This window comes from Micromonospora sp. L5, from assembly GCF_000177655.2.
GTDB classification, from domain to species: Bacteria; Actinomycetota; Actinomycetes; order Mycobacteriales; family Micromonosporaceae; genus Micromonospora; species Micromonospora aurantiaca.
Map to the genome: position 1 here is coordinate 5,438,671 of NC_014815.1, position 21,127 is coordinate 5,459,797.

General features: G+C 73.0%; 16 protein-coding genes and 1 riboswitch. Of the genes, 3 read left to right on the forward strand and 13 right to left on the reverse strand.

Annotated elements, in window-relative coordinates; translation table 11 throughout:
• Positions 1-78 precede the first annotated feature (78 nt).
• On the forward strand, positions 79-5,853 hold the full coding sequence (locus ML5_RS25010) for a TIR domain-containing protein (protein WP_013476648.1): 5,775 nt from the start codon (positions 79-81) through the stop codon (positions 5,851-5,853).
• Positions 5,854-5,924: 71 nt separating this feature from the next.
• On the opposite strand, the gene ML5_RS25015 is transcribed toward ML5_RS25010, so the two are convergent.
• From ML5_RS25015 to ML5_RS25060, 10 genes are all read right to left on the reverse strand, one after another.
• Complete coding sequence (locus ML5_RS25015; protein ID WP_013476649.1) at positions 5,925-6,572, reverse strand: GNAT family N-acetyltransferase; 648 nt, start codon at positions 6,570-6,572, stop codon at positions 5,925-5,927.
• 155 nt (positions 6,573-6,727) lie between these two features.
• Positions 6,728-7,807, reverse strand: coding sequence for an IS110 family transposase (locus tag ML5_RS25020; RefSeq protein WP_013473518.1), 1,080 nt, complete (start codon positions 7,805-7,807; stop codon positions 6,728-6,730).
• Positions 7,808-8,252: 445 nt separating this feature from the next.
• Positions 8,253-9,488, reverse strand: coding sequence for a glycoside hydrolase family 16 protein (locus ML5_RS25025; protein ID WP_013286517.1), 1,236 nt, complete (start codon positions 9,486-9,488; stop codon positions 8,253-8,255).
• A 114-nt stretch (positions 9,489-9,602) separates the two neighbouring features.
• On the reverse strand, positions 9,603-10,883 hold the full coding sequence (locus ML5_RS25030; RefSeq protein ID WP_013476650.1) for an MFS transporter: 1,281 nt from the start codon (positions 10,881-10,883) through the stop codon (positions 9,603-9,605).
• Complete coding sequence (locus ML5_RS25035) at positions 10,880-11,455, reverse strand: helix-turn-helix domain-containing protein (RefSeq protein WP_013286515.1); 576 nt, start codon at positions 11,453-11,455, stop codon at positions 10,880-10,882. Before ML5_RS25035 ends, ML5_RS25030 begins: the two co-directional genes overlap by 4 nt.
• A gap of 47 nt (positions 11,456-11,502) precedes the next feature.
• Complete coding sequence (locus tag ML5_RS25040; protein ID WP_013476651.1) at positions 11,503-12,051, reverse strand: DinB family protein; 549 nt, start codon at positions 12,049-12,051, stop codon at positions 11,503-11,505.
• A gap of 42 nt (positions 12,052-12,093) precedes the next feature.
• Complete coding sequence (gene smpB / locus ML5_RS25045; protein WP_013286513.1) at positions 12,094-12,585, reverse strand: SsrA-binding protein SmpB; 492 nt, start codon at positions 12,583-12,585, stop codon at positions 12,094-12,096.
• Positions 12,558-13,232: a lysoplasmalogenase gene (locus ML5_RS25050; protein WP_013476652.1), complete on the reverse strand. Its 675-nt coding sequence runs from the start codon at positions 13,230-13,232 to the stop codon at positions 12,558-12,560. Before ML5_RS25050 ends, smpB begins: the two co-directional genes overlap by 28 nt.
• Positions 13,229-14,056, reverse strand: a complete 828-nt coding sequence (locus ML5_RS25055) for a sterol desaturase family protein (protein ID WP_013476653.1) — start codon at positions 14,054-14,056, stop codon at positions 13,229-13,231. The genes ML5_RS25050 and ML5_RS25055 overlap by 4 nt, the downstream gene beginning before the upstream one ends.
• Positions 14,053-14,781 carry a FadR/GntR family transcriptional regulator gene (locus ML5_RS25060; RefSeq protein ID WP_013476654.1) on the reverse strand — a complete coding sequence of 243 codons (729 nt, stop codon included), beginning with the start codon at positions 14,779-14,781 and terminating at the stop codon, positions 14,053-14,055. The genes ML5_RS25055 and ML5_RS25060 overlap by 4 nt, the downstream gene beginning before the upstream one ends.
• A 137-nt stretch (positions 14,782-14,918) precedes the next feature.
• Here ML5_RS25060 and htpG point away from each other — a divergent pair, with 137 nt between their 5' ends.
• Positions 14,919-16,811 (forward strand): molecular chaperone HtpG, encoded by a 1,893-nt coding sequence (gene htpG, locus ML5_RS25065; protein WP_013476655.1) that lies wholly within the window; start codon positions 14,919-14,921, stop codon positions 16,809-16,811.
• 381 nt (positions 16,812-17,192) lie between these two features.
• Here htpG and ML5_RS25070 read toward each other — a convergent pair whose 3' ends face one another.
• From ML5_RS25070 to ML5_RS25080, 3 genes are read right to left on the reverse strand one after another with little or no spacing between them, the layout of a single operon-like run.
• Positions 17,193-17,891 (reverse strand): SDR family oxidoreductase, encoded by a 699-nt coding sequence (locus ML5_RS25070; RefSeq protein WP_013476656.1) that lies wholly within the window; start codon positions 17,889-17,891, stop codon positions 17,193-17,195.
• 31 nt (positions 17,892-17,922) lie between these two features.
• Entirely contained in the window at positions 17,923-18,399 is a 477-nt protein-coding gene (locus ML5_RS25075; RefSeq protein WP_013286507.1) for a helix-turn-helix domain-containing protein, read from the reverse strand.
• 46 nt (positions 18,400-18,445) lie between these two features.
• On the reverse strand, positions 18,446-20,008 hold the full coding sequence (locus ML5_RS25080) for an LLM class flavin-dependent oxidoreductase (protein WP_013476657.1): 1,563 nt from the start codon (positions 20,006-20,008) through the stop codon (positions 18,446-18,448).
• Between the two features lie 145 nt (positions 20,009-20,153).
• Positions 20,154-20,325, forward strand: a riboswitch (cyclic di-AMP (ydaO/yuaA leader).
• Between ML5_RS25080 and ML5_RS25085 the strand changes: the two genes are divergently transcribed.
• Positions 20,324-20,983, forward strand: a complete 660-nt coding sequence (locus tag ML5_RS25085; protein ID WP_013476658.1) for a transglycosylase family protein — start codon at positions 20,324-20,326, stop codon at positions 20,981-20,983. Its footprint overlaps the riboswitch before it by 2 nt.
• The last annotated feature ends 144 nt before the right edge of the window (positions 20,984-21,127 follow it).

Below are 21,127 nucleotides of genomic sequence, written 5' to 3' on the forward strand. Positions count from 1 at the left end.
GGCGCAGGAGCCCGACGCGGGACGATCCGAGCTGCCGAGGGTGTCGATCTGTTGACCGTCGGTGGCCATAATGACCATGTGGTTGTAGGCGCGCACCCCACCCGGTCCGACCGCCCCATCGATTTCTTCATCAGCTACTCGCCGGCCGACGAACGCTGGGCCACGTGGCTGGCGTGGGAGTTCGAGGCGGCCGGCTACCGCACGCTGCTGCAGGCGTGGGACTTCGTGGCAGGCACCAACTTCATCGACTTCATGGACCGCGGCGTCCGTGAGGCCGAGGTGGTGGTGGCGGTGCTGTCCGAACGCTACCTGCACTCCACGTACGGCAAGCTGGAGTGGCAGGCCGCGCTGCGCGCCGACCCGGACGGCACCGGCAACAAGCTCGTCACGGTACGCGTCGAGGACTGCCCGATCGACGGCCTGCTCGCCACCATCACCTATGTGGACCTGGTCGGCGTGGACGACCCGGCGCAGGCCCGCAACCGGGTGCTCGACCGCATCCGGGAGGCGCTCGACGGCCGGGCCAAGCCGATGCGGCAGCCGGCGTTCCCGCACCACCCGGCCGACCCGCACGGGGTGCTCGCCGCACCGGCCGCCGGAGCGCCCGCGCCCCGCCGCGCCCGGCGTACCCCGATCAACCCGCCGCCGTTCCCGCCCGCCGCGGCGGCGCCACCGACCGCCCGGGACACCGTCACCGTGCTCCAGGTCGCCGGGCCGCGCTTCGGCCGGGGCGTGATCACCCCCGGCGCGCCGGTCACCCCGGGCGAGGTGCAGGAACACCTGATGGGCGACCTCACGCTGCTGATGAACGACGGCGTGCCCCGGCCGGACCTGCTCGTCGTCGCCGGCAACCTCACCGAGTCGGGCAGCCCGCGCGAGTTCTCCGACGCGCTGAGCTTCCTCACCGGCCTGCGGGTGCTGCTCGGGCTGGAGCCGCACCGGCTCGTCGTGGTGCCCGGCCCGCGCGACGTGACGATGGCCGCCTGCCGCGCGTACTTCGCCACCTGTGAGGCCGACGACGTCGACCCGCAGCCGCCGTACTGGCCGAAGTGGCGGCACTACGCGCGCCTGTTCGACGACCTCTACCAGGGCCTCGACGACCGCATCTTCGACAGCGAGCAGCCCTGGACGCTGTTCCCGGTGCCCGACCTGCGGGTGGTGGTGGCCGGGCTGAACTCCACCATCGCCATCACCCACCGCGAGGAGGACCGGTACGGCTTCCTCGGCGAGGCGCAGTCCAGCTGGTTCGCCCAGCGGCTGCGCCACTACCAGCAGTCCGGCTGGCTGCGGCTGGGCGCGATGGCGCACGCGCCGGGGGCGCGCAGCCCGTACGCCGACGAGGTGCCGCCGGACCCGGTGTCGCTGCGCGACCGGGGCTCGGTCAACCGGCTGGTCGGCCCGATGCTCGACCTGCTGCTCTCCGACGCCGCGCCGTCGGCCCGGGTGGACCCGGTGGTGCCGCTGGCCGCCGCGCCCCGCGACGGCCGGGCGCAGGTGCTGCGGCTGGGCGCGGACGGGATGACCCGCTGGGTGCTCGGCCGCGACGACCGGCTGGCCGGCGGCGCGGTGACCGCCGTGTCCTGGCCGCACGCCGAGGCCACCTTCGGCGCGTCCGGCCCGGCCCAGGTACCCGACCCGCGCCGTCCGGTCGCCGTCGAGGGGGCCACCCAGGGCGCCGCGGTGGCCGCCGCGCCGGTCGCACCGGTGCAGCGGCTGCTGGACCGGCTCGCCGAGGTCTGCGAGGCCCGCTACGACCGGGTGGTGGTGCGCCGCGTCGGCACCGACCCGCCGCACCTCTACATCAGCTACCGCTCCGACGGGGTGGTCCGTCAGCAACGCGTCGGCGCGCACGTGGGCACCCCCACCGCCGCCGACGTGGACGTCTTTGCCCGGCGGGTGCACGCCACCGACCCGGACATCGCCTCCGAGCTGGTCTACGACGGCGACCGCGTGCCACGCGGGCTCGCCGAGGAGGCACAGCGGCGGGGCGTACGCGTGCTGCACCTGACCGAGTTCCAGGGCCTGCTCGACCTGCGCGAGTACGTCGCCGCGCAGACCGCCCGGCTTCAGGCGGACCGGCTCTACCCGCCCGGGCAGTACGTGCCGCAGCGCTACCGCCACCTCGTCGGCGCCGACCAGCGCGTCCGCGACGACGTGGTGGACGAGCTGCTGGAGACCGTCTCCGCGCCGGACGGCCGGTTCGTGCTGGTGCTCGGCGACTTCGGCCGGGGCAAGACGTTCGCGTTGCGGGAGGTGGCCCGGCGGCTGCCCACCGCCGCGCCCGACCTGATCCCGATCCTGGTGGAGCTGCGGGCGCTCGACAAGGCGCACTCCGTGGACGGCCTGGTCGCCGCGCACCTGGCCAACCACGGCGAGCAGGTGATCGACCTCAAGGCGTTCCGCTACATGCTGCGCCAGGGTCGCATCGTGCTGCTGTTCGACGGGTTCGACGAGCTGGTCGCCCGGGTGACGTACGACCGGGCGGCCGACCACCTGGAGACGCTGCTCCAGGCCGCCGAGGGCAACGCGAAGATCGTGGTGAGCAGCCGTACCCAGCACTTCAAGACCAACTCGCAGGTGCTGACCGCGCTCGGCGAGCGGGTCGGCCTGCTGCCGCACCGGCGCGTGCTCGCGGTGGAGGACTTCACCCCCGGGCAGATCGAGGCTTTCCTGCGCAACCGGTACGGCGGCGACGAGCGGGCCGCCCGCGAGCGGATGGACCTGCTCGCCGGCGTGAAGGACCTGCTCGGGCTCTCCCGCAACCCGCGCATGCTCGGCTTCATCGCCAACCTGGACGAGGGGCGGCTCGCCGCGGTGGCCGGGGCGGGCGGCACGTTCAGCGCCGCCGCGCTGTACCGGGAGATCCTGGAGTCCTGGCTGGACTTCGAGGAGCGCCGCACCCAGGGCATCCCGGGCGCACCGGTCAGCCTGCGCCGGCCCGAGCTGTGGCAGGCGGTCAGCCGGCTGGCGTTCCAGCTCTGGGAGAGCGGCGAGGCATACCTGCGCCTGGCCGAGCTGGCCGAGTCCACCGGTCAGCTCGCCGGGCGGGCCGACTCGCGGCTGTCCGGCCCGCAGGCTGCGCACGCGGTCGGCGCGGGCAGCCTGCTGGTCCGTACCGACGACGGGTTGTTCGGGTTCATCCACACCTCGGTGATGGAGTGGCTCGTGGCCGAGGGGGTGGCCGAGCAGATCAACAGGGGCGAGGAGCCGGGCGCGCTGGCGGTCCGGTCGCTGTCCGCGCTCGCGGTGGAGTTCCTCGGCGACCTCGCCGACCCGGCCCGCTGCACCGCGTGGACCGCCCGGGTGCTCGGTGACGAGTCGGCGGGCGAGACGCTGCGCGCCAACGCGCTGCGGCTGTCCGCCCGGCTGCGCCTGCCCGACCGGGCCGATCTGCGCGGCGCGGTGCTGCGCGGCGAGGACCTGTCGCACCGCGAGCTCGCCGGGGCCGACCTGACCGGGGCCGACCTGACCGACGCGCGGCTGGTCGCCACGAACCTGACCGAGGCGCGGCTGGAGCACGCCCGGCTGCGCGGCGCCCGCCTGGACCAGGCCCGCCTCGCCGGGGCCGACCTGCGCGACGCGGAGATGGCCGGCGCCCGCCTGTTCCGTACCGACCTGCGGGGTGCGCGCGTGGCCGGCAGCAGCTGGCACCGCACCGCGCTGATCGATGTCAGCGCCGACCCGGCGCTGCTGCGCGCCCCGGAACTGCGCGGCGCCGTCGTCGCGCCGGGCCGTCCGGTCGCGCCGGGCCTGGCCCCGCCCGCCGTGGGCGTCGGCTACGGCTTCGAGGTGGGCCGGCTGCCGGTTCCGGTGGCGTACAGCCCGGACGGCGCGGTGCTCGCCGTCGGCAGCGACGACGGCGGTGTGCTGCTCTGCGACACCGCCACCGGGCTGCCGGTGCGCACGCTCCAGGGACACCGGTCCCGGGTGTACGCGGTCCGCTACGACGCCGCGTCCCACCAGCTCGTCACCGGCTCGGCCGACCTCACCGTACGGCTGTGGGACGCCGACCACGGCGACGTGCGGCACGTCATCGAGGACGTCTTCACCGGCTGGGTGTGGCCGATGCTCACCGACGGCCGCCGCGGCCGCCTGGTGGTCGGCGACGCGGCCGGCGTGGTGCGGCTCTACGACACCCGTGGCGCCCGGCTGCGTCACGAGTGGCCCGGCCACTCCGCGCCGATCTGGGGCACCTCGTTCAGCCCGGACGGGCGGCGCGTGGTGGTGGCCGACAGCGCCGGCACGGTCCGCGGCTGGGACATCCCCACCGGCAAGCTGGCGTTCGAGGTGCAGGAGCCCGAGGTGGTCTACCGGGTCGTGCACTCACCGGACGGCCGGCTGCTGGCCGCCGTCGGGCAGCACGGCCGCGTCTGGATCCGCCGGGCCACCGACGGCGAGCTGCTGCGCGCGCCGCGCGGCCACGAGGCCGACGTGTACGCCCTCGACATCCACCCCGACGGCACGCTGATGGCCACCGGCGACACGCACGGCGCGCTGCGGCTGTGGGAGACCGAGACGGGCCGGCCGGTGCGGGTGCTCGGCCGGCAGCGCGGCGCGATCTACAGCGTCCGGTTCAACGGCGACGGCAGCCTGCTCGCCACCGCCGCCAGCGACGGCGCGATCCAGCTCTGGGACACCGACGACGGGCAGGTGCGGCACGAGCTGACCCGGCACCGCGGCTCGGTGTGGCCGGTGGTCTGGCGGCCGGACCAGAACCAGGTGGCGACCAGCAGCAACGACGGCACCACCCGGCTGTGGGACGTCCGCAGCGGGCAGCTCCAGCACACGCTGCGCGGGCACGGCCGCAAGGTCACCGCGCTGTCCTTCCGCGACGACGGCGAGGTGCTCGCCGCCTGCGGCAACGACGGCGTGATCCGGCTCTGGGAGCCGCGCACCGGCCGCCTGGTGCGGCAGCTCGCCAGCCCGGCCGACCGGCTGCTGTCCGTGGTGTTCTGCCCGGATGAACCGCTGGTGGCCACGCCCAGCGGCGACGGCGGCGTGCACCTGTGGAACACCGACACGGGTGCCGACGAGCGCGAACTCAACGTGGACACCGACCACGTCTGGGCGGTCGCGTTCAGCCCCGACGGCGACGCACTCGCCACCGCCAACGACGACGACACGGTACGCCTGTGGTACCGCCGTACCGGCCGGCACTTCGCCACGCTCACCCCGCACCGGGGGCGCGTGCGCACCGTCGCGTTCAGCCCCGACGGCGAGACCATCGCCACCGGCTGCGACGACCAGGCGGTACGGCTCTGGGACGCCGCCACCGCCACCTGCCGGCTCACGCTCGAACACCACACCGACCGGGTCTACTCGGTCGGCTTCAACAGCGAGGGCACGCTGCTCGCCAGCGCCGGTAACGACGGCACGGCGGTGGTCTGGGACGCGGTCACCGGCGAGCGGCGCCTGGTGCTCACCGAGCACGACGGCCGGCTCTGGTCCTGCGCGTTCAGCCCGGACGGCAACCTGCTCGCCACCGCCGGCGACGACCTGGTGATCCGGCTGTGGGATCCGGTCACCGGCCGGCTGCACGGCACCCTTGCGGCGCACACCCGGCGCGTCTGGTCGGTGCACTTCAGCCCGGACAGCAGCCTGCTCGCCAGCGCCGGTGACGACGGCACGGTACGGCTGTGGGACGTGGCCGACCCCGAGCACGCCCAGTTGCGGACCACGCTCATCGGCCTGCCGGACGGGTGGGCGGCGGTCAGCCCGGACGGCCGGTACAAGCTGGACGGCGACCCGGGCGGCCAGTTCTGGCACGTCATCGGCACGTGCCGCTTCGAGGTGGGCGAGCTGGACCCCTACCTGACCCAGGTCCGCCGCCTCTCAGTAGACGCCCCCTTCTGAACCCCCCCCGGCCCCGGTGATCAAGGAGTTCGTGTCCGGATCGGACGTCGTCTCCGACACGAACTCCTTGGTCAACTCCGGGCAGGCGGGGGAGACAGGGCGGCAGGTCCGGTCCAGCGGACCTCGCCGTCGTGCCACACGTCGGTCGGGGCCAGGCCGCAGGCCGTGGCCACCGCGGCCGACGCGCGGTGGTCGGGATGGATGTGGGCCACGAGGGTACGCACACCGCGCCGCCCCATCCAGCCGACCATGCCACGGGCGGCCTCGGTGGCGATCCCGCGCCCCTGCCACCGTGTTCCCACCACCCAGGCGATCTCCGCGACCGGTCCCGCGGTGGCCGGTGTCGCCTCGTCGAGGTGCCGGTGTCCTACCGCCCGCGCGCCCGCCGTGGCGGCGTCCGTCACCGTCCCGTGTGCCTCGGTGACTGTGGCCTGGACGAAGCCGGTCAGCCGGCCGCCGTCCCGGAGCCGGATGACCCAGTTGCACCACGACTCGGCCGGGTCGGGCGAGCCGGCGACAAGCCGTTCGTAGCGGGCCCGCAACGCCGCCGGGGTGGCGGGTTCGCCGCCGATGAAGGTGTGCAGCGCCGGGTCGGCGAGGACGGCGGCCATCTCCTCGGCATGCTCGACACCCAGCGGCAGCAGGACCAGCCGGGCGGTGGGGATCGGTTCCGGCGTGAACCCGCTCATCGACGTCAGCGCGCCGGTCGACTCATCCATGATCGCGCTTCCAGTAGAGCGATGACCTGGTCTCGCGGGAGCGAAACGGACCTCACGGTATCCCAGACCCGCCCAGAGAAACGCAACGCCGTCCCCGACCCTCCAGGGCGGGCAGCCCCGGGCCGGCAGCCCTCGCTGATCTGTGAGTGGGGTTGTCAAGGGGTTTGGTGGTGGGTGGTGATGGTGCGGTAGAGCTGTCGGGCGATGTAGCGCTTGAGGCAGCGGGTGATTTCTCTGGTGGTGCGGCCTTCGGCGTGGCGTCGGGTGATGTAGTCGCGTGTTTCGGGGTGGATGCGTCGGCGGGTCAGGGCGATGGTGTGCAGGGCGCTGTTGAGGGTTCTGTCGCCGCCGCGGTTGAGGCGGTGTCGGTCGGTGCGGCCGCTGGCCACGGGGATGGGGGCGGCGCCGGCGAGGGTGGCGTAGGCGGCTTCTGAGCGGACGCGGCCGGGGTGGGACCAGGCGGTGAGGGCGATCGCGGCGGTGACGGGTCCGACTCCGGGTTGGTCGAGCAGGGGCGGGCACAGTTCGGTGACGAGGGCTCGTAGGCGCTGGTGGTTGTCGGCCAGTGTGGCGTCGAGGATGTGGATGTGCCGGGCGAGGGTGACCAGTTCGCGGCGGCGGGTGTGTTCCTCGCAGGGCAGGGCGGTGGTTTCGGGCAGTTCGAGGGCGGCCAGGCGGGCGATCTGGATGGTGGTGGACAGCCCGCGTAGCGCCTCGCGCAGAGTGTCGTCAGCGGTCAGGATCAACGCTTTGACCAGGTTGACCGCGGCGGTGCGGGCATCGGTGTGGTGCCGGCGGCAGATCAGCAGCAGACGCAGGGCCTCGCGTGGGCCGTCGCTGCGGGGCACGGCGATGCGCTCAGCGGGCAGCGCCAGCACCGTATGGGCGGCGGCGACCGCGTCCAGCTGGTCGGACTTGCCGCCCCGACGACGGGCCGCAGCGGGGGGCTTGGGTGCCTCGCAGACGGGTTCGTCAGCAGCGGTCAGCAGCCGGCACAGCCCTTGCCCGTGTGACCGGGTGCCCTCCACCGCCCACAACCGGCGCCCCTGCGGTGGGGTGTGCGCGACGGCGAAGGCCAACAACCGGCTCAACCCGTCCGGGTCAGTGGACACCGTGACCTGCGCCAACACCCCACCGAGTCGGTCCACCACGGCGGCGGTATGCGTATCGGTGTGAGTATCGACCCCCACCACCACGTCATAGCGATCCGCGACCCGTTCTACGATCCTTCTCATCTCGGATTGTTGCTCCTTTGCCAGCGACGACCGGGACAGTCGGCGTCGGCTCGGGAAGACATCACCTCGGCGGCAAATCTGTGATGGGCCACGTGTGCTCGCACGGGCAGGCTTCTGATCAGGCCAGCAGGGTGGGCCGGGCCGGCGCCGACGATCACCCGGGGACAGGTCTTGCACAAGGCACACCCACACCACAGGCGGCCGGATCAACGAAGAGCCACCCAAGTGATCACCAACGCCGAACCCTAACGGCAATCAGCCGAACCGATCACCACAGACATAGAAGCGTCTTGCAGTTTGTGCCCGGGCGAATGGGACATTCACGTCACCGCTCGGGCCGAAAGTGCAAGATCGCGGGGGAGAGGGGGAGGGAGGGCGGGGCGGGGGCGGGGGATGAGGGGCGCCGGGGCGGGCGGGGTGCCGCCCGCCCCGGGTCGGGGACCGGTCAGCGCCGCCACTTCTGGTTGGCGCCGCCGGTGCAGTCCCAGATCTGCAGCCGGGTGCCGTCGGCCGAGCTGGGACCCGTCGCGTCCAGGCACTTGTTCGCCTGGGGGTTCACGATGTCCCCGGCCGCGCTGAACACCCACTTCTGCGCGCCGGTGCCGTTGCAGTCGTAGAGCTGCACCTTGGCGCCGCTCGCGGTCGATCCGGCGGCCACGTCGAGGCACTTGCCGAGTGCGCGGACCGAGCCGTCGGCGTTCCAGGTCCAGCGCTGGGCGGCGGTGCCGTTGCACGTCCAGAGCTGCACCGGGGTGCCGTTGGCGGTGCTGGCGCTCGCCACGTCCACGCACTTGTTGCCGTACCCGACGATCTGGCCGCCGGTGCCCCCGCCGCCGTTGTCCCAGGCCTGGACGCGGACGTAGTCGACGGTCATGGTCTGCGGGAACGTGGTGCTGCCGTCCGGCGAGCCGGGCCAGTTGCCGCCGACCGCCACGTTCATGATCATGAAGAACGGGTGGTCGAAGACCCAGCGGTTGCCGCCGATGTCGGCGGGCGTCTTGCGGGAGTACGCGACGCCGTCGAGGTACCAGGTGATCGAGTCCGGCGCCCAGTCCACTGTGAACGTGTGGAAGGCGTCGGCGAGCGCCTGGCCGCCTGGCAGCGAGGTGGACGCGCCGACGCCGCCGCCGCCGGAGTAGCCGGGGCCGTGCAGCGTGCCCCAGACGGTCGACGGCGCGTAGCCGACGTTCTCCATGATGTCGATCTCGCCGCTGCCGGGCCACGGGTTCGTGCCGATGTCGTTGCCGAGCATCCAGAACGCCGGCCACAGCCCTTGTCCACGCGGAACCTTGATGCGTGCCTCGAACCGCCCGTACGCCTGGGCGAACGTGCCGTTGGTGAGCAGCCGGGCCGAGGTGTACTGGCAGCTTCCGTACCAGCAGGAGTAGCCGCCCGGGTTCTCCTTGCGGGCGGTGATGACCAGGTTGCCGTTGCCGTCGAGCGCGGCGTTGCGGGTGCTGTTCGTGTAGTACTGGAGCTCGTTGTTGCCCCAGCCGCCGCCACCGATGTCGTAGCGCCACTTGCTCGCGTCGGGGGCGGCCCCGGCCGGGCCGTTGAAGTCGTCGGACCAGGTGACCGCGCCGGGGGCGGCGGCCGCCGGGGTGCTGGGGACGGCGGTGAGGGCGGCGGTGAGGCCGACCGCTGTCACCGCCAGGGCGGCGAGGGTACGGATGGTGCGCACGGGGCGCCTCCTGCGGGGGTGGTGGCCGTTACCGTCACGGCGGCCGGCCCCGCCCAACGGTTAACAAACCATACAAATAGACTTCGATGAAGGTATGAATGAAGTCGGTCGATGTCAAGAGAGCGCTTCCCGCTGGCGCTCCGACGTCGGCTCGGGCTCCCGCTGCCGCACCACAGTGGATCGGCGCATGTCCCGCCACGGCCCGCCCAGCAGTGGCGTCAGCACCACCAGCAGGTAGCAGGCGCCCATCACGACGAGCGTGGACGTGGGGCCGAACCGGTCCGCGGCGAATCCCGCGCCGACCGCGCCGGCCGGCATGGCCGCCCACGCGCCGGCGCCGATCACGCCGTACACCCGGGCCCGCATGGCCGGCGGCACCCGCTCCAACTGGACCGCGCCCATCAGCGGGTTGAGCGCGCCGGCGGCCAGCCCGGCCATCGCCACCACGGCGGCCACCACCGGCAGCGGCGGCGCGGCGGCGAGCGCCCACAGTGGTGGGGCGCCGCACAGCACGTACGCGGTGACGAACGTGGCCCGGCGGGGCAGCCGGTGCCCGATCGCGCTGAACACCAGCGAGCCGACCAGCGCCCCACCACCCATGACACCCACCAGCAGGCCGAACGCGGCCGGGCCGCCGAGTTCCCGTTCGGCGACCACCGGCAGCAGCACGTTGCTCTTCGCCGCGTCGAACAGGTTCGTCACCAGCACCAGCAGGACCATGGCGCGCAGCAGCGGCTCCCGGACCAGGAAGCGCAGCCCGGCGGCGAACTGCCGCCAGTAGCCGCCGGTCTCCGGCTCGCTCCCGTCGTCGGACGGCCGCAGGCCGCGCGGCACCAGCAGCGTCACCACGAGAGCCGACACGGCGAACGTCACCGCGTCGAGCGCCAGCACCGGCACCGCCCCGAACACACCGACCAGCAGGCCGGCCACGGGTGCGCCGATCATCCGGGCGCCGCGCGAGGTCGCGTCCTCCCACCCGGCCGCCCGCTCGATCGGCACCCCGGCCGCCGCGGCGGCCTCCGGCAGCAACGCGGTGCGCGCGGTCTGCCCCGGCGTGTCGAGCAGGCCGCTGACGAAGACCAGGGCCAGCAGCGCCGGGAACGGCAGGCCGACTGTGGCGTGCAACAGGGGTACGGCGGCGATCGTCACGCCGGAGACCACGTCGGCGAGCACGCTGGAGCGCCGGTAGCCGATCCGATCGACGAGCACGCCGCCGAACGCGCCGCCGAGCACCACGGGCGCGGTGGCGAACGCCCCGGCCAGCCCGGTGGCGGCCGGTGAGCCGGTCTCGGCCAGGACGTAGAGCGGCAGCGCGATGAGCGTGAGCACGTTGCCGGTCAGCGAGACGGCGTGCCCGATCAGCAGTCCGGCCAGGGGCCGGCGGTCGCGGGTCACTGCGGCCCCCGGTACGCCTGCCAGATCAGCGTGACCATCTCGGCGCCGGGCCGGCCGGGTGCGCCGCGCTCCTGCCAGCGCCGGCCCAGCGCGGACAACTCGTCGCGCAGCTCGACCAGTTCGTCAGGTGTCAGGCGCAGCACCATGTCGCTGCTGGTGGTGCCGCGGACCCACGCCGGGTCGAGGCTCGCCTCCGACTCCAGGTATGCCTGGTAGCGGTCCACATAGCGCTGCATGGCGGCCTGGCGCAGCATGTTGCCGGCGAGGCGGCGCTCCGGGTCGTCCAGCAGTTCGAGCGGATCCCAGTCGGTGGTGGCGTGCGCGGCCCGCCACCACCGCTCGCGCCGGTCCCGGGCCAGCTCGGGCGCCTCGGCCACGAAGCCGTGCTCGGCCAGCTTGCCGACGTGGTAGCTGACCGACCCGACCGCCTCGCCGGTCCGCTCGCTCAGCATGCCGACCGTCTGCGGGCCGCGCAGGCGCAGTTCGCCGAGCAGCCGCAGCCGGGTGGGGTGGGCCAACGCCCGCATGGCTCGCGGGTCACTCACCCGCCGGTTGCCGGTTCCGTCAGTCATGCCGCCAGGTTAGACCGACAAGGAATGATGTACAAGGAGTCTTGTATTCATCGCGCTGCTTCCGGTGTATGGCGGTACAGGTCGCGCAGCAGGCACACCTCGGACAGGTGGTGGATCACCTCCCGGTTGATGTGCAGCACGAGCGTGGCCATCGGGACGTCGGCGAACGGCCCCTCAGCCGGGCCGCAGGGGCGGGCGAGGCCGTCCTCGCCGAGCGCCTCGACCCCTGCCGTCCAGGCGGCGTACTCCTCGTCGAGCTGGGCCAGCGCGCCGGCCGCGGTCGGGGAGTAGGGGAACGAGGCGTAGTCGGTGGGCGCGCGGCCGAAGTGCGACGCGTTGCGCATGGCCAGCACGCCCACGATGACGTGGGCCAGCCGCCAGGCGATGGTGGTGAACGGCGGCGGGTCCGGCTGCGGCATCGCGAAGTCGATCGCCGGAATGCCGTCGTCGCCGCGCGGGCGCACGCTCCAGCAGCCGGGGACCGGCTCCCAGAGGTATTCGTCGTCGGTGAGCCCGGCGAGGCGGTCGCGCAACTGGTAGGTCCAGTGCCAGGTGAGCTGCTCGCGGAGCAGCGGGTTCCAGGTCAGATCGGTCATGCGCCTCAGCGTGCCACCGCCCTGGGACAGAAAACGGCGCGCTCAGCCCCGCCGCGCCGCCGTCCGGCCCTTGAGCCGGCGGCCCATCTCCCGGGCGATCTCGCGTTTGGCGTCCCGTTCGGCCAGCGCCTGGCGCTTGTCGTACGACCGGCGGCCCCGGGCCAGGCCCAGCTCCACCTTGGCCCAGCCGTCGGCGAAGTACATCGACAGCGGCACCAGCGTGATGCCGCCGTCGCGCAGCTTCTCCAGGATCCGGGCGATCTCCACCCGGTGCAGCAGCAGCTTGCGGGTGCGCCGGGGCGCGTGGTTGGTCCAGGTGCCGAAGCCGTACTCGGCGATGTGCAGGCCGTACAGCATGATCTCGCCGTCGCGCTCCTGGGCGAACGCGTCGACCAGCGACACCCGCCCCTCGCGCAGCGACTTGACCTCGGTGCCGGCCAGCACGATGCCCGCCTCGTACGTCTTGAGGATGTCGTAGTCGTGCCGCGCCTTCTTGTTCGAGGCGATCAGCTTGCGCCCGTTCTCCCTGGCCACGCGAGCAGAGTACCCGCCGGGGGTGGCTGCGGGCCGGTCGCCGGGCGCGCCGCGGCCACCCAGCCGGTGGTGATGAGCAGCAGCGCGGCGCAGTAGGTGGTCATCACCAGCAGGCCCCGCCCGGGCAGGTCCACACCGGCCGCGCCCACGCCGATGAGCAGGTCGGAGACGAGGAAGAGCGCCCCGCCCGCGGCGACCCGCGCGGACACCCCGGTCGCGGCGGCGGCCATCAGGCACAGCGCCAGGCTGTAGCCGAGCACCGGCAGCCGCAGCGGCCCGAGCATGCCCCAGAGCAGCGCGTTCGCGCCGGCCCAGGCGAGCAGGTAACCGGCCCACGCCCCGCCCCGGGCACGCCGGTACCGGACGAAGGCGGTGATGAACGCGATCTGGGTGACCAGGAAGAAGCCCATGCCGGCCAGGAACGCGGTGTCTCCCGGCAGGAGCAGGGCGACGTCGCCCGCGGTGGCGGCGACCAGGCCGACCGCCACCGCGTCGACGCGGTGGCGGTGTGCCCAGAGGTACGCCAGCAGCACCGGCGCGAGCAGCGGCTTGGCCAGCCACTGGAGCGCGGTCGAGTCGAGCGCGACCCCGACCAGTTCGACGGCCGCGACCAGCCCGAACAGGGGCAGCAGCCAGGAGCGCCTCATCGGGCCGGCTGCCAGCCGGGACGGCCGAACAGGTAACCGAGGCGGTGCCGCCAGGAGTCGGCCCGGCGTACGTCGGACCAGATCGCGGCGAACTCGTGGGTGGCCACCCGCAGCGGGTTGTAGGTGCCGATGTTCTTGGTGAGCCCGTAGCGCGCGGTGGCCCGCTCCGGCTCGAAGCTGCCGAACAGCCGGTCCCAGACGATCAGGATGCCGCCGTAGTTGCGGTCCAGGTACTCGGTGTTCGAGCCGTGGTGCACCCGGTGGTGCGACGGCGTGTTGAAGATCCACTCGATCGGCCGGGGCAGCACGTTGATCCGCTCGGTGTGCAGGAAGAACTGGTACAGCAGGCTGACCGACTGCTGGAGGAAGATCATCCACGGCGGGATGCCGAGCAGCGCCAGCGGCAGCCAGAACGGCAGCGAGGTCATCGGCGTCCAGCTCTGCCGCAACGCGGTGGAGAAGTTGTAGTAGACGCTGGAGTGGTGCACGACGTGGCTGGCCCAGAGCACGCGTACCTCGTGGTGCGAGCGGTGGAACCAGTAGTAGGCCAGGTCGTCGGCGAAGAACAGGATCACCCAGGTCCACCAGTCGCCGGGCGACAGGTGCACCGGCGCCACGGTCCACAGCGCCGCGAACAGGCCGACTGTGAGCAGCTTCCACGGGAAGCCGATGATCTGGCTGCCCAGCCCCATCGACAGGCTGGTGGTGGTGTCGCGCAGCTCGTAGCCGCGTTCGTCGTCGTCGGGCAGGAAGCGGTAGGAGACCGCCTCGATGACGATCAGGAGCAGGAACGCCGGGACGGCGTACAGCACGGCGGGGATCATGCGCGCGCTTTCCTTCCGGGTGTGGGGGTGGTGGGGGTGGTGACCGGCGCGGTCAGCAGCGCCCGGGCGTGCCGGGCCGCCGCCGCGCCCTGACCGGAGGCGACCGACGCGGCGAGACGGCGGTGCCCGGCCACGTCCAGCAGTTCGGCCGCGCGGGCGTCCGGGGGGACGTCGCCGACCGCGAACGTGCCGGCCACGAGGCTGTTGAACGCGAGCTGGTAGGCGGTGTTACCGCTGCCGCGCACGACCAGCCGCCAGATGGCGATGTTCGCCTCGTTCATCAGGTCCAGGTCGGGGGCCAGGTCGCCGTACTCCTCGGCGGCCCGGACCAGGGCGGCGACGACCGCCGCGTCCGCGCGTTCGGCGCAGAGCCGGGCCGCGTCGATCCCGACGCAGGCCCGCATCTCCAGCATGTCGCGCACCAGCGTCTCGACCGGGAGTACGTCAGTGGAGCGGGCCAGGGACAGCGCCAGGTCCAGCCCGGCGTGGACCCGCCAGTCCAGCACCCGGGTCGCGCCGCCCTGGCTGACCCGGACCAGGCCGAGCTGTTGCAGGCGGCGCAGCGCCTCCCGGACCGCGTGCCGGTTGACCGCGAACGCGCCGGCCAGCTCCCGCTCGCCGGGCAGCGTCTCGCCCGGTGCGTACCGGCCGGACACGATCGCGTCGCGCAGCCGCCCGAAGACGTGGTCGGAGACCGAGACACGAGGCGCGGGATCGAAGGTCATGCGCAGAAGTGTGGCCCCGAACACATCAACCCGTCAACTGGTTGTACCAGTGGATTTCCGGGGCGGCCGGTGCGTGCCGCAGCCGTCACCCCTCGTATCCTTTCCGCCGTAGGCCCGCCAGAGGAGAGGGAGTCGGTGTGAGCAACCGCGTCGAGACGTTGGAGTTCCAGGCCGAGGCTCGTCAGCTGTTGCAGCTGATGGTGCACTCGATCTACTCGAACAAGGACGTCTTCCTGCGCGAACTGATCTCGAACGCGTCCGACGCGCTGGACAAGCTGCGGCTGGAGTCGCTCGTCGACAAGGAACTGTCGGCGGACACCTCCGACCTGCACATCGAGATCGAGGTCGACAAGGACGCCCGTACGCTCACTGTGCGGGACAACGGCATCGGCATGAACCGCGACGAGGTGGTCGGCCTGATCGGCACGATCGCGAAGTCCGGCACCGCCGAGCTGCTGCGCAAGCTGCGCGAGTCCGCCGACGCCGCCGCGTCCCAGGAGCTGATCGGCCAGTTCGGCGTCGGCTTCTACGCGACCTTCATGGTCGCCGACAGGGTGACGCTGCTGACCCGCCGCGCCGGGCAGTCCGGCGGCACCCGCTGGGAGTCCGCGGGCGAGGGCACCTACTCGATCGAGGAGGTCGAGGACGCGCCCCAGGGCACCTCGGTCACGCTGCACCTCAAGCCGGTCGACACCGACGACAACCTGCACGACTACACCGCCGAGTGGACGATCCGCGAGATCGTCAAGCGCTACTCCGACTTCATCTCGTGGCCGATCCGGATGACTGTCGACAAGCCCGGCGAGGACGGCGCGACCACCCGCGAGGAGCAGACGCTCAACTCGATGAAGGCGCTCTGGGCGCGCTCGCGGGACGAGGTCGACGAGGCCGAGTACAAGGAGTTCTACCGGCACGTCGCGCACGACTGGGCCGACCCGCTCGAGACGATCCACATGCGCGGCGAGGGCACCTTCGAGTACGAGGCGCTGCTGTTCCTGCCGTCGCACGCCCCGCTCGACCTGTTCTCCCCGCAGGGCCGCCGGGGTGTGCAGCTCTACGTCAAGCGCGTGTTCATCATGGACGACTGCGACGCGCTGATGCCCAACTACCTGCGCTTCGTCAAGGGCGTCGTGGACGCGCACGACCTGTCGCTGAACATCTCCCGGGAGATCCTCCAGCAGGACCGGCAGATCCGCGCGGTGCGCCGCCGGCTGGTCAAGAAGGTGCTCGCCACGCTCAAGGACATGTCCGCCGAGTCGTACCGCACGTTCTGGACCGAGTTCGGCGCGGTGGTAAAGGAGGGTCTGCTGGAGGACCCGGACAACACCGAGACGCTGCTGGAACTGGTTCGCACCGCCAGCACCCACGACCCGGCCGAGCCGACCACGCTGCGCGGCTACGTGGAGCGGATGAAGGACGGCCAGACCGAGATCTACTACGCCACCGGCGAGAACCGGGCCACCATCGAGAACTCGCCGCACCTGGAGGCGTTCCGCGCCAAGGGCTACGAGGTGCTGATCCTCACCGACCCGGTGGACGAGGTGTGGGTCGAGCGCGTCGGCGCGTACGACGGGAAGACGCTGCGCTCGGTCGCCAAGGGGCAGGTGGACCTGGAGACCGAGGAGGAGAAGGAGAAGGCCGAGGCGGAACGGCAGGAGTACGCCGACCTGCTCACGTTCCTCGGCGGCGCGCTCGCCGACAGCGTCAAGGAGGTGCGCCTGTCCACCCGGCTGACCACCTCACCGGCCTGCGTGGTGGGCGACGCGCACGACATGACGCCGACGCTGGAGAAGATGTACCGGGCGATGGGCCAGGAAGTGCCCCGGGTCAAGCGGATCCTGGAGCTGAACCCGGCCCACCCGCTGGTCACCGGGCTGCGCAAGGCGCACGGGGAGGGCGGCGACACGGCCGCGCTGACCGAGACCGCCGAGCTGCTGTACGGCATGGCGCTGCTGGCCGAGGGCGGCGAGCTGGCCGACCCGGCCCGGTTCACCCGGATCCTCGCCGACCGTCTCGCCCGCGGCCTGTAGCCCCACCCCGACCCGGTTCGCCCGACCCGCCCCGGCGGGCCGGCGTGATCGACTCCATGCCGCCGAAGTGGCGGTATCGGCATGCCACCGATACCGCCACCTCGCCGAGCCGGTGTCGACCCCGCTCGGAAGTCGATGGTCGGGCAGTTGCGTGATCCACTCCAGCTCGCCGAAGTGGTGGTATCGGACGGGCTCTGACCCCGCCATTTCGCCGAACTGGTGTTGATCACGGTGGGTCTCCCAGACTGGGGACGAGCGCTTGGGTGTCCCAGAGTGGGGGAGGCTGGTCCCGTTTGGAGGGACCTCAGGCGGTTGTCGTGGCAGCCGGTTGGTCGGCAACGGCTCGCCGAGGTGGCGCCGCCACCTTGGAGGCGGGTCGGCTCAGGGGAGCGCGGGGTAGAGCGCGGCCACACCGCCGGACAGTCCGGCCTGGACCCGGCGCGCCACGTCGTCGGCGAGGATCTCGTAGCTGTCGGACTCGATGCCGTCGGCGGCGAGCCGGGCGACGTCGGCCGGGTGGGCCTTCGGGCCGGGTACGGCGGCGGCCATCTCGGTGTCCATGTAGCCCACGTGCAGGCCCGCGACGCGGACGCCCCGGCCGGCCAGCTCCTGGCGCAGGGCGTTCGTCATCGACCACTCGGCGGCCTTCGCCGCGCCGTACGCGCCGACGCCGGGGAACGTGAACCAGGACAGCGCCGACAGCACGTTCAGGATCGTGCCGCCGCCGTTGGCCACGATCTGCGGCGCGAACGCCCGTACCACCGACAGCGTGCCGAGGTAGTGCGTCTCCATCTCCAGCCGGATCTGCGCGAGGTCGCCGTCGAGCAGGTCGGTGCCGGTGCTCACGCCGGCGCTGTTGACCAGCAGCGTCACGTCCCCGGCCCGCTGCGCGGCGGCGGCCACCGACTCGGGGTCGGTGATGTCGAGGCGTACCGGGGTGACTCCGGGCAGGTCCACGGTGTCCGGGTTGCGGGCGCCGGCCCAGACGGTGGCGCCGCGTGCGACGAGTTCGGCGGCCAGGTGCCGGCCGAAGCCGCGGTTGGCGCCGGTGACCAGGGCGGTGCTTCCAGCGATCTTCATGTCTCGCTCCGAGGTGTGGGGAAGGGAGGGGTCAGGCGGACAGCAGGCCCGGACCGGGCAGGACGGCCAGCTCGCCGGGGGGTACGTCGTGCCCCGCGCCGCAGCGCAGCCGGGCGTGCACCGCGGCGCCGCACTCCTCGTGGGCCACCCGCACCGCCGGGCCCGCCTCGTCGGCGGCGTACGTGTCGCCCCACTGCCGCAGCGCGACGAGCACCGGGATCAGGTCGCTTCCCTTCGCAGTGAGCACGTACTCGTCGCGGGTGCGCTGCCCGGGCTCCCGGTAGGGACGCCGGTCGAGCAGCCCGTCGGCGACGAGCTGCTTGAGGCGTGCGGCGGCCACCGGCTCGCTGACGCCGACCCGCCGGGCGAAGTCGTCGAAGCGGCGGGTGCCGAACGACGCCTCCCGCAGCAGGAGCAGCGTGGTGCGGTTGCCGACCACCTCCAGCGCCCGGGCGATCGAGCAGTTGGCGGTGGACCATGAGTCACGCTGCGCAAGGAGGTCCGTCATGGCGTCGACGGTACCCCCTGACTTAGGAAAGCAGAAGTCAGCTACCTCACAGCTGGCCGGGGAAGAACCCGTGCCGGGCCAGCGGCTCGACGATCTGGTGCTCCTCGTACGACAGGTGCGACAGCAGCGTGTCGGTGAGCAGGTCCACCGCCTCTTGGAGCTGCGTGAAGTCGCCGGGCCGCCGGACCAGCTCCACGAGCGCCCGGTCGACGCTCTCCACCACCCCGTGGATCACCACGTGCTCCTCCTCGAGGCGGTCCAGCACCGCGGCCAGCCCGGCCTCTGAGCGGCGCAGGTGCGGGAAGACCGAGGCGTCCTCCAGACCGTGGTGCTGGGTGACCATCGTGCAGTAGGCCGCGCAGTACGCCCCGAGCGTCCAGTTGTTCTGCCGCATGGTCATCTCGTTGAGCGCGGCCCGCGCCCGGCCCGGCGAGACCGAGCCCTGCTTGACCTGTTCCAGCAGGTCGCGCACCTGGGCCAGCTCCTGGCGCAGGTGGTCGTGCACGTCCACCAGGTGCTGCCCGGCGGCCTGTCCCCGGGCCGGGTAGACGTGTCCGGCCGGCGGCGGCGGGGCGCTCGGGCGGGTGGACTCGTCCCACGGGCGGCGCGCGCTCAGGCGTACCCCCGGGTCGGGGGTGGGGGTGACGCGGAGCGTGCTCGGGCCGCCGGCGGTGGTCGGCTCGTCGGCGGCCTCCCGGGCGCCGCCGGCGGGCGTGGCGCGCTCGGCGGCGACCAGCTCCCGGACCGCGGGGGCCACCTCCTGGCCGAAGATCTGGATCGCGCGCGGCTCGTCGCTGCCGAGGATGAACGTGGTGATGCCGTGCTCCAGGGTGAGCCCGGCCAGTTCCTCCACCCACTGCTCCGGCGGCCCGGTCAGGAAACCGGCCGACGAGCGGGCGAACGTGCCGGTCACGTTGAGCATGCGGCGGATCGCGGCCGGGTCGCGCCCGGCGGCCTGGGCGCCCTCGTCCACGAGCGCGTTCAGGGCGGGCAGCTCGTCGGGGCCCTTGGGCAGGTACGACAGGGACGGCAGCCAGCCGTCCGCGGCGCGGCCCACCAGGCGCAGCATGCGCGGCTTGTAGGCGCCGACCCAGATGCCGACCGGATGCGCGGGCGCCGGGCCGCGCTTGGCGCCGACCACCCGGTAGTGCTCGCCGTCGACACGGATCATGCCGCGGCTGCCGGTGTCCCAGACCTCGCGGATCACCCGGATCGCCTCGTCGAGGGCGTCGACGGCGGCGCCGGGGGACAGGCGCCGCCCGCCCGCCGCCTCGATCGCGTCCCAGAACGCGCCCGCGCCGAGTCCCAGCTCGACCCGGCCGCCGGTGAGCAGGTCCAGGCTGGCGACGCTGCGGGCCAGCACCACCGGCTGGCGCAACGGCAGGTTGAGGACGTTTCCGGCCAGGCGGATGCGTTCGGTCGCCGCGGCCACGTAGGACATCAGCGTCCAGGTGTCCAGGAAGCCCGGCTGGTAGGGATGGTCCTGGAACGTGACCAGGTCCAGTCCGACCTGCTCGCACAGCCGGGCCAGCGCCACGACCTGGTCGGGCTGCCCGGCGGCGGGGGTGATGAAGCCGCCGAAGGTCAGCTCGTGTCCGTGATCGGTCATCCGTCAAGCCCTCCCGTGATCTTGCCTGGCCCTGCCACCGTAGCGCCGCCGCCGGTAGCCCGGCCGGGTGAAGAGCGTCACAAGAAGTGGACGATCGTCGCAAATCGCTCCTAGCGTCGGTTTCGTTCGCAGACGCGGACACCGCGGGCCGGAAACGCCAAATCCCGCCGCCGTCCCCGGTAACCGGACCTCGCGCGGGAGCGGGGGAACCACACGTTCCACGGTGCATCGTCACCTCGGGGTGAAGCCGCCACCGGCGGCCGGGCTCCTCGGCCCGAACCCGACAGCTCACCTCGTCGGCGTGGAGGAATCCACATGGCAACTGAATACTCAGCCCGAAGCCGCCGTACCGCCCTCGGAGCGGTCCTGGCCGGCGCCGCCGTCGGCGCCGCGAGCCTGTTCGGCCCGGCCGCTCCGGCCAGCGCGGGCGTCAACTGGGACGCGGTAGCGCGCTGCGAGTCGGGCGGCAACTGGAAGATCAACACCGGTAACGGCTACTACGGCGGGCTCCAGTTCTCCCGCGCCACCTGGAACGGCTACGGCGGCAAGAAGTACGCCGCGCGCGCCGACCTGGCCAGCCGGTCCGAGCAGATCGCCGTCGCGGAGAAGGTGCGGCGCGGCCAGGGCATCGGCGCGTGGCCGGTCTGCGGCAAGAAGGGCGGCTCGGCGAGCGCGGCGACCCGGTCCGAGCGGGCCACCACAAAGGCGGCCCCGAAGCGGGCCGCCACGCGCGAGGCCGCGCCGGAGCGGGCGGCCACCCGCAGGGCCGCGCCGGAGCGCGCTACGACGACAGTGGCGCCGCAGCCGTCGTCCGGCGCCGGGACGTACCTGGTCCGGCGTGGGGACACGCTGTCGGAGATCGCCGTGACGCAGCGCGTCGACGGCGGCTGGCGCGCCCTGCACGAGCGCAACCGCGCAGTGGTCGGCGACGACCCCGGCCTGATCTTCCCCGGTCAGCGGCTGCGGCTGGGCTGACAGCGGTCCGAGAACGCCCGGCCGGGGCGACCCCGGCCGGGCGTCCGCCCCGTCCGCGACACGCCGCGTCGACGGTGTCCGGCCTGCTCCCGGCGTCCGGGAGACGGTCCGCGACGGCGGTGACCGCGATTCGTCGGAGGCGGT

What these genes read in the sequence shown, in the direction of transcription:
- ML5_RS25075 (WP_013286507.1), bottom strand. Translation starts at nt 18,399, where the DNA reads ATGACGGACCTCCTTGCGCAGCGTGACTCATGGTCCACCGCCAACTGC.
- ML5_RS25035 (WP_013286515.1), bottom strand. Translation starts at nt 11,455, where the DNA reads ATGACTGACGGAACCGGCAACCGGCGGGTGAGTGACCCGCGAGCCATG.
- ML5_RS25050 (WP_013476652.1), bottom strand. Translation starts at nt 13,232, where the DNA reads ATGAGGCGCTCCTGGCTGCTGCCCCTGTTCGGGCTGGTCGCGGCCGTC.
- ML5_RS25015 (WP_013476649.1), bottom strand. Translation starts at nt 6,572, where the DNA reads ATGGATGAGTCGACCGGCGCGCTGACGTCGATGAGCGGGTTCACGCCG.
- ML5_RS25070 (WP_013476656.1), bottom strand. Translation starts at nt 17,891, where the DNA reads ATGAAGATCGCTGGAAGCACCGCCCTGGTCACCGGCGCCAACCGCGGC.
- ML5_RS25040 (WP_013476651.1), bottom strand. Translation starts at nt 12,051, where the DNA reads ATGACCGATCTGACCTGGAACCCGCTGCTCCGCGAGCAGCTCACCTGG.
- ML5_RS25080 (WP_013476657.1), bottom strand. Translation starts at nt 20,008, where the DNA reads ATGACCGATCACGGACACGAGCTGACCTTCGGCGGCTTCATCACCCCC.
- ML5_RS25020 (WP_013473518.1), bottom strand. Translation starts at nt 7,807, where the DNA reads ATGAGAAGGATCGTAGAACGGGTCGCGGATCGCTATGACGTGGTGGTG.
- ML5_RS25085 (WP_013476658.1), top strand. Translation starts at nt 20,324, where the DNA reads ATGGCAACTGAATACTCAGCCCGAAGCCGCCGTACCGCCCTCGGAGCG.
- ML5_RS25055 (WP_013476653.1), bottom strand. Translation starts at nt 14,056, where the DNA reads ATGATCCCCGCCGTGCTGTACGCCGTCCCGGCGTTCCTGCTCCTGATC.
- ML5_RS25060 (WP_013476654.1), bottom strand. Translation starts at nt 14,781, where the DNA reads ATGACCTTCGATCCCGCGCCTCGTGTCTCGGTCTCCGACCACGTCTTC.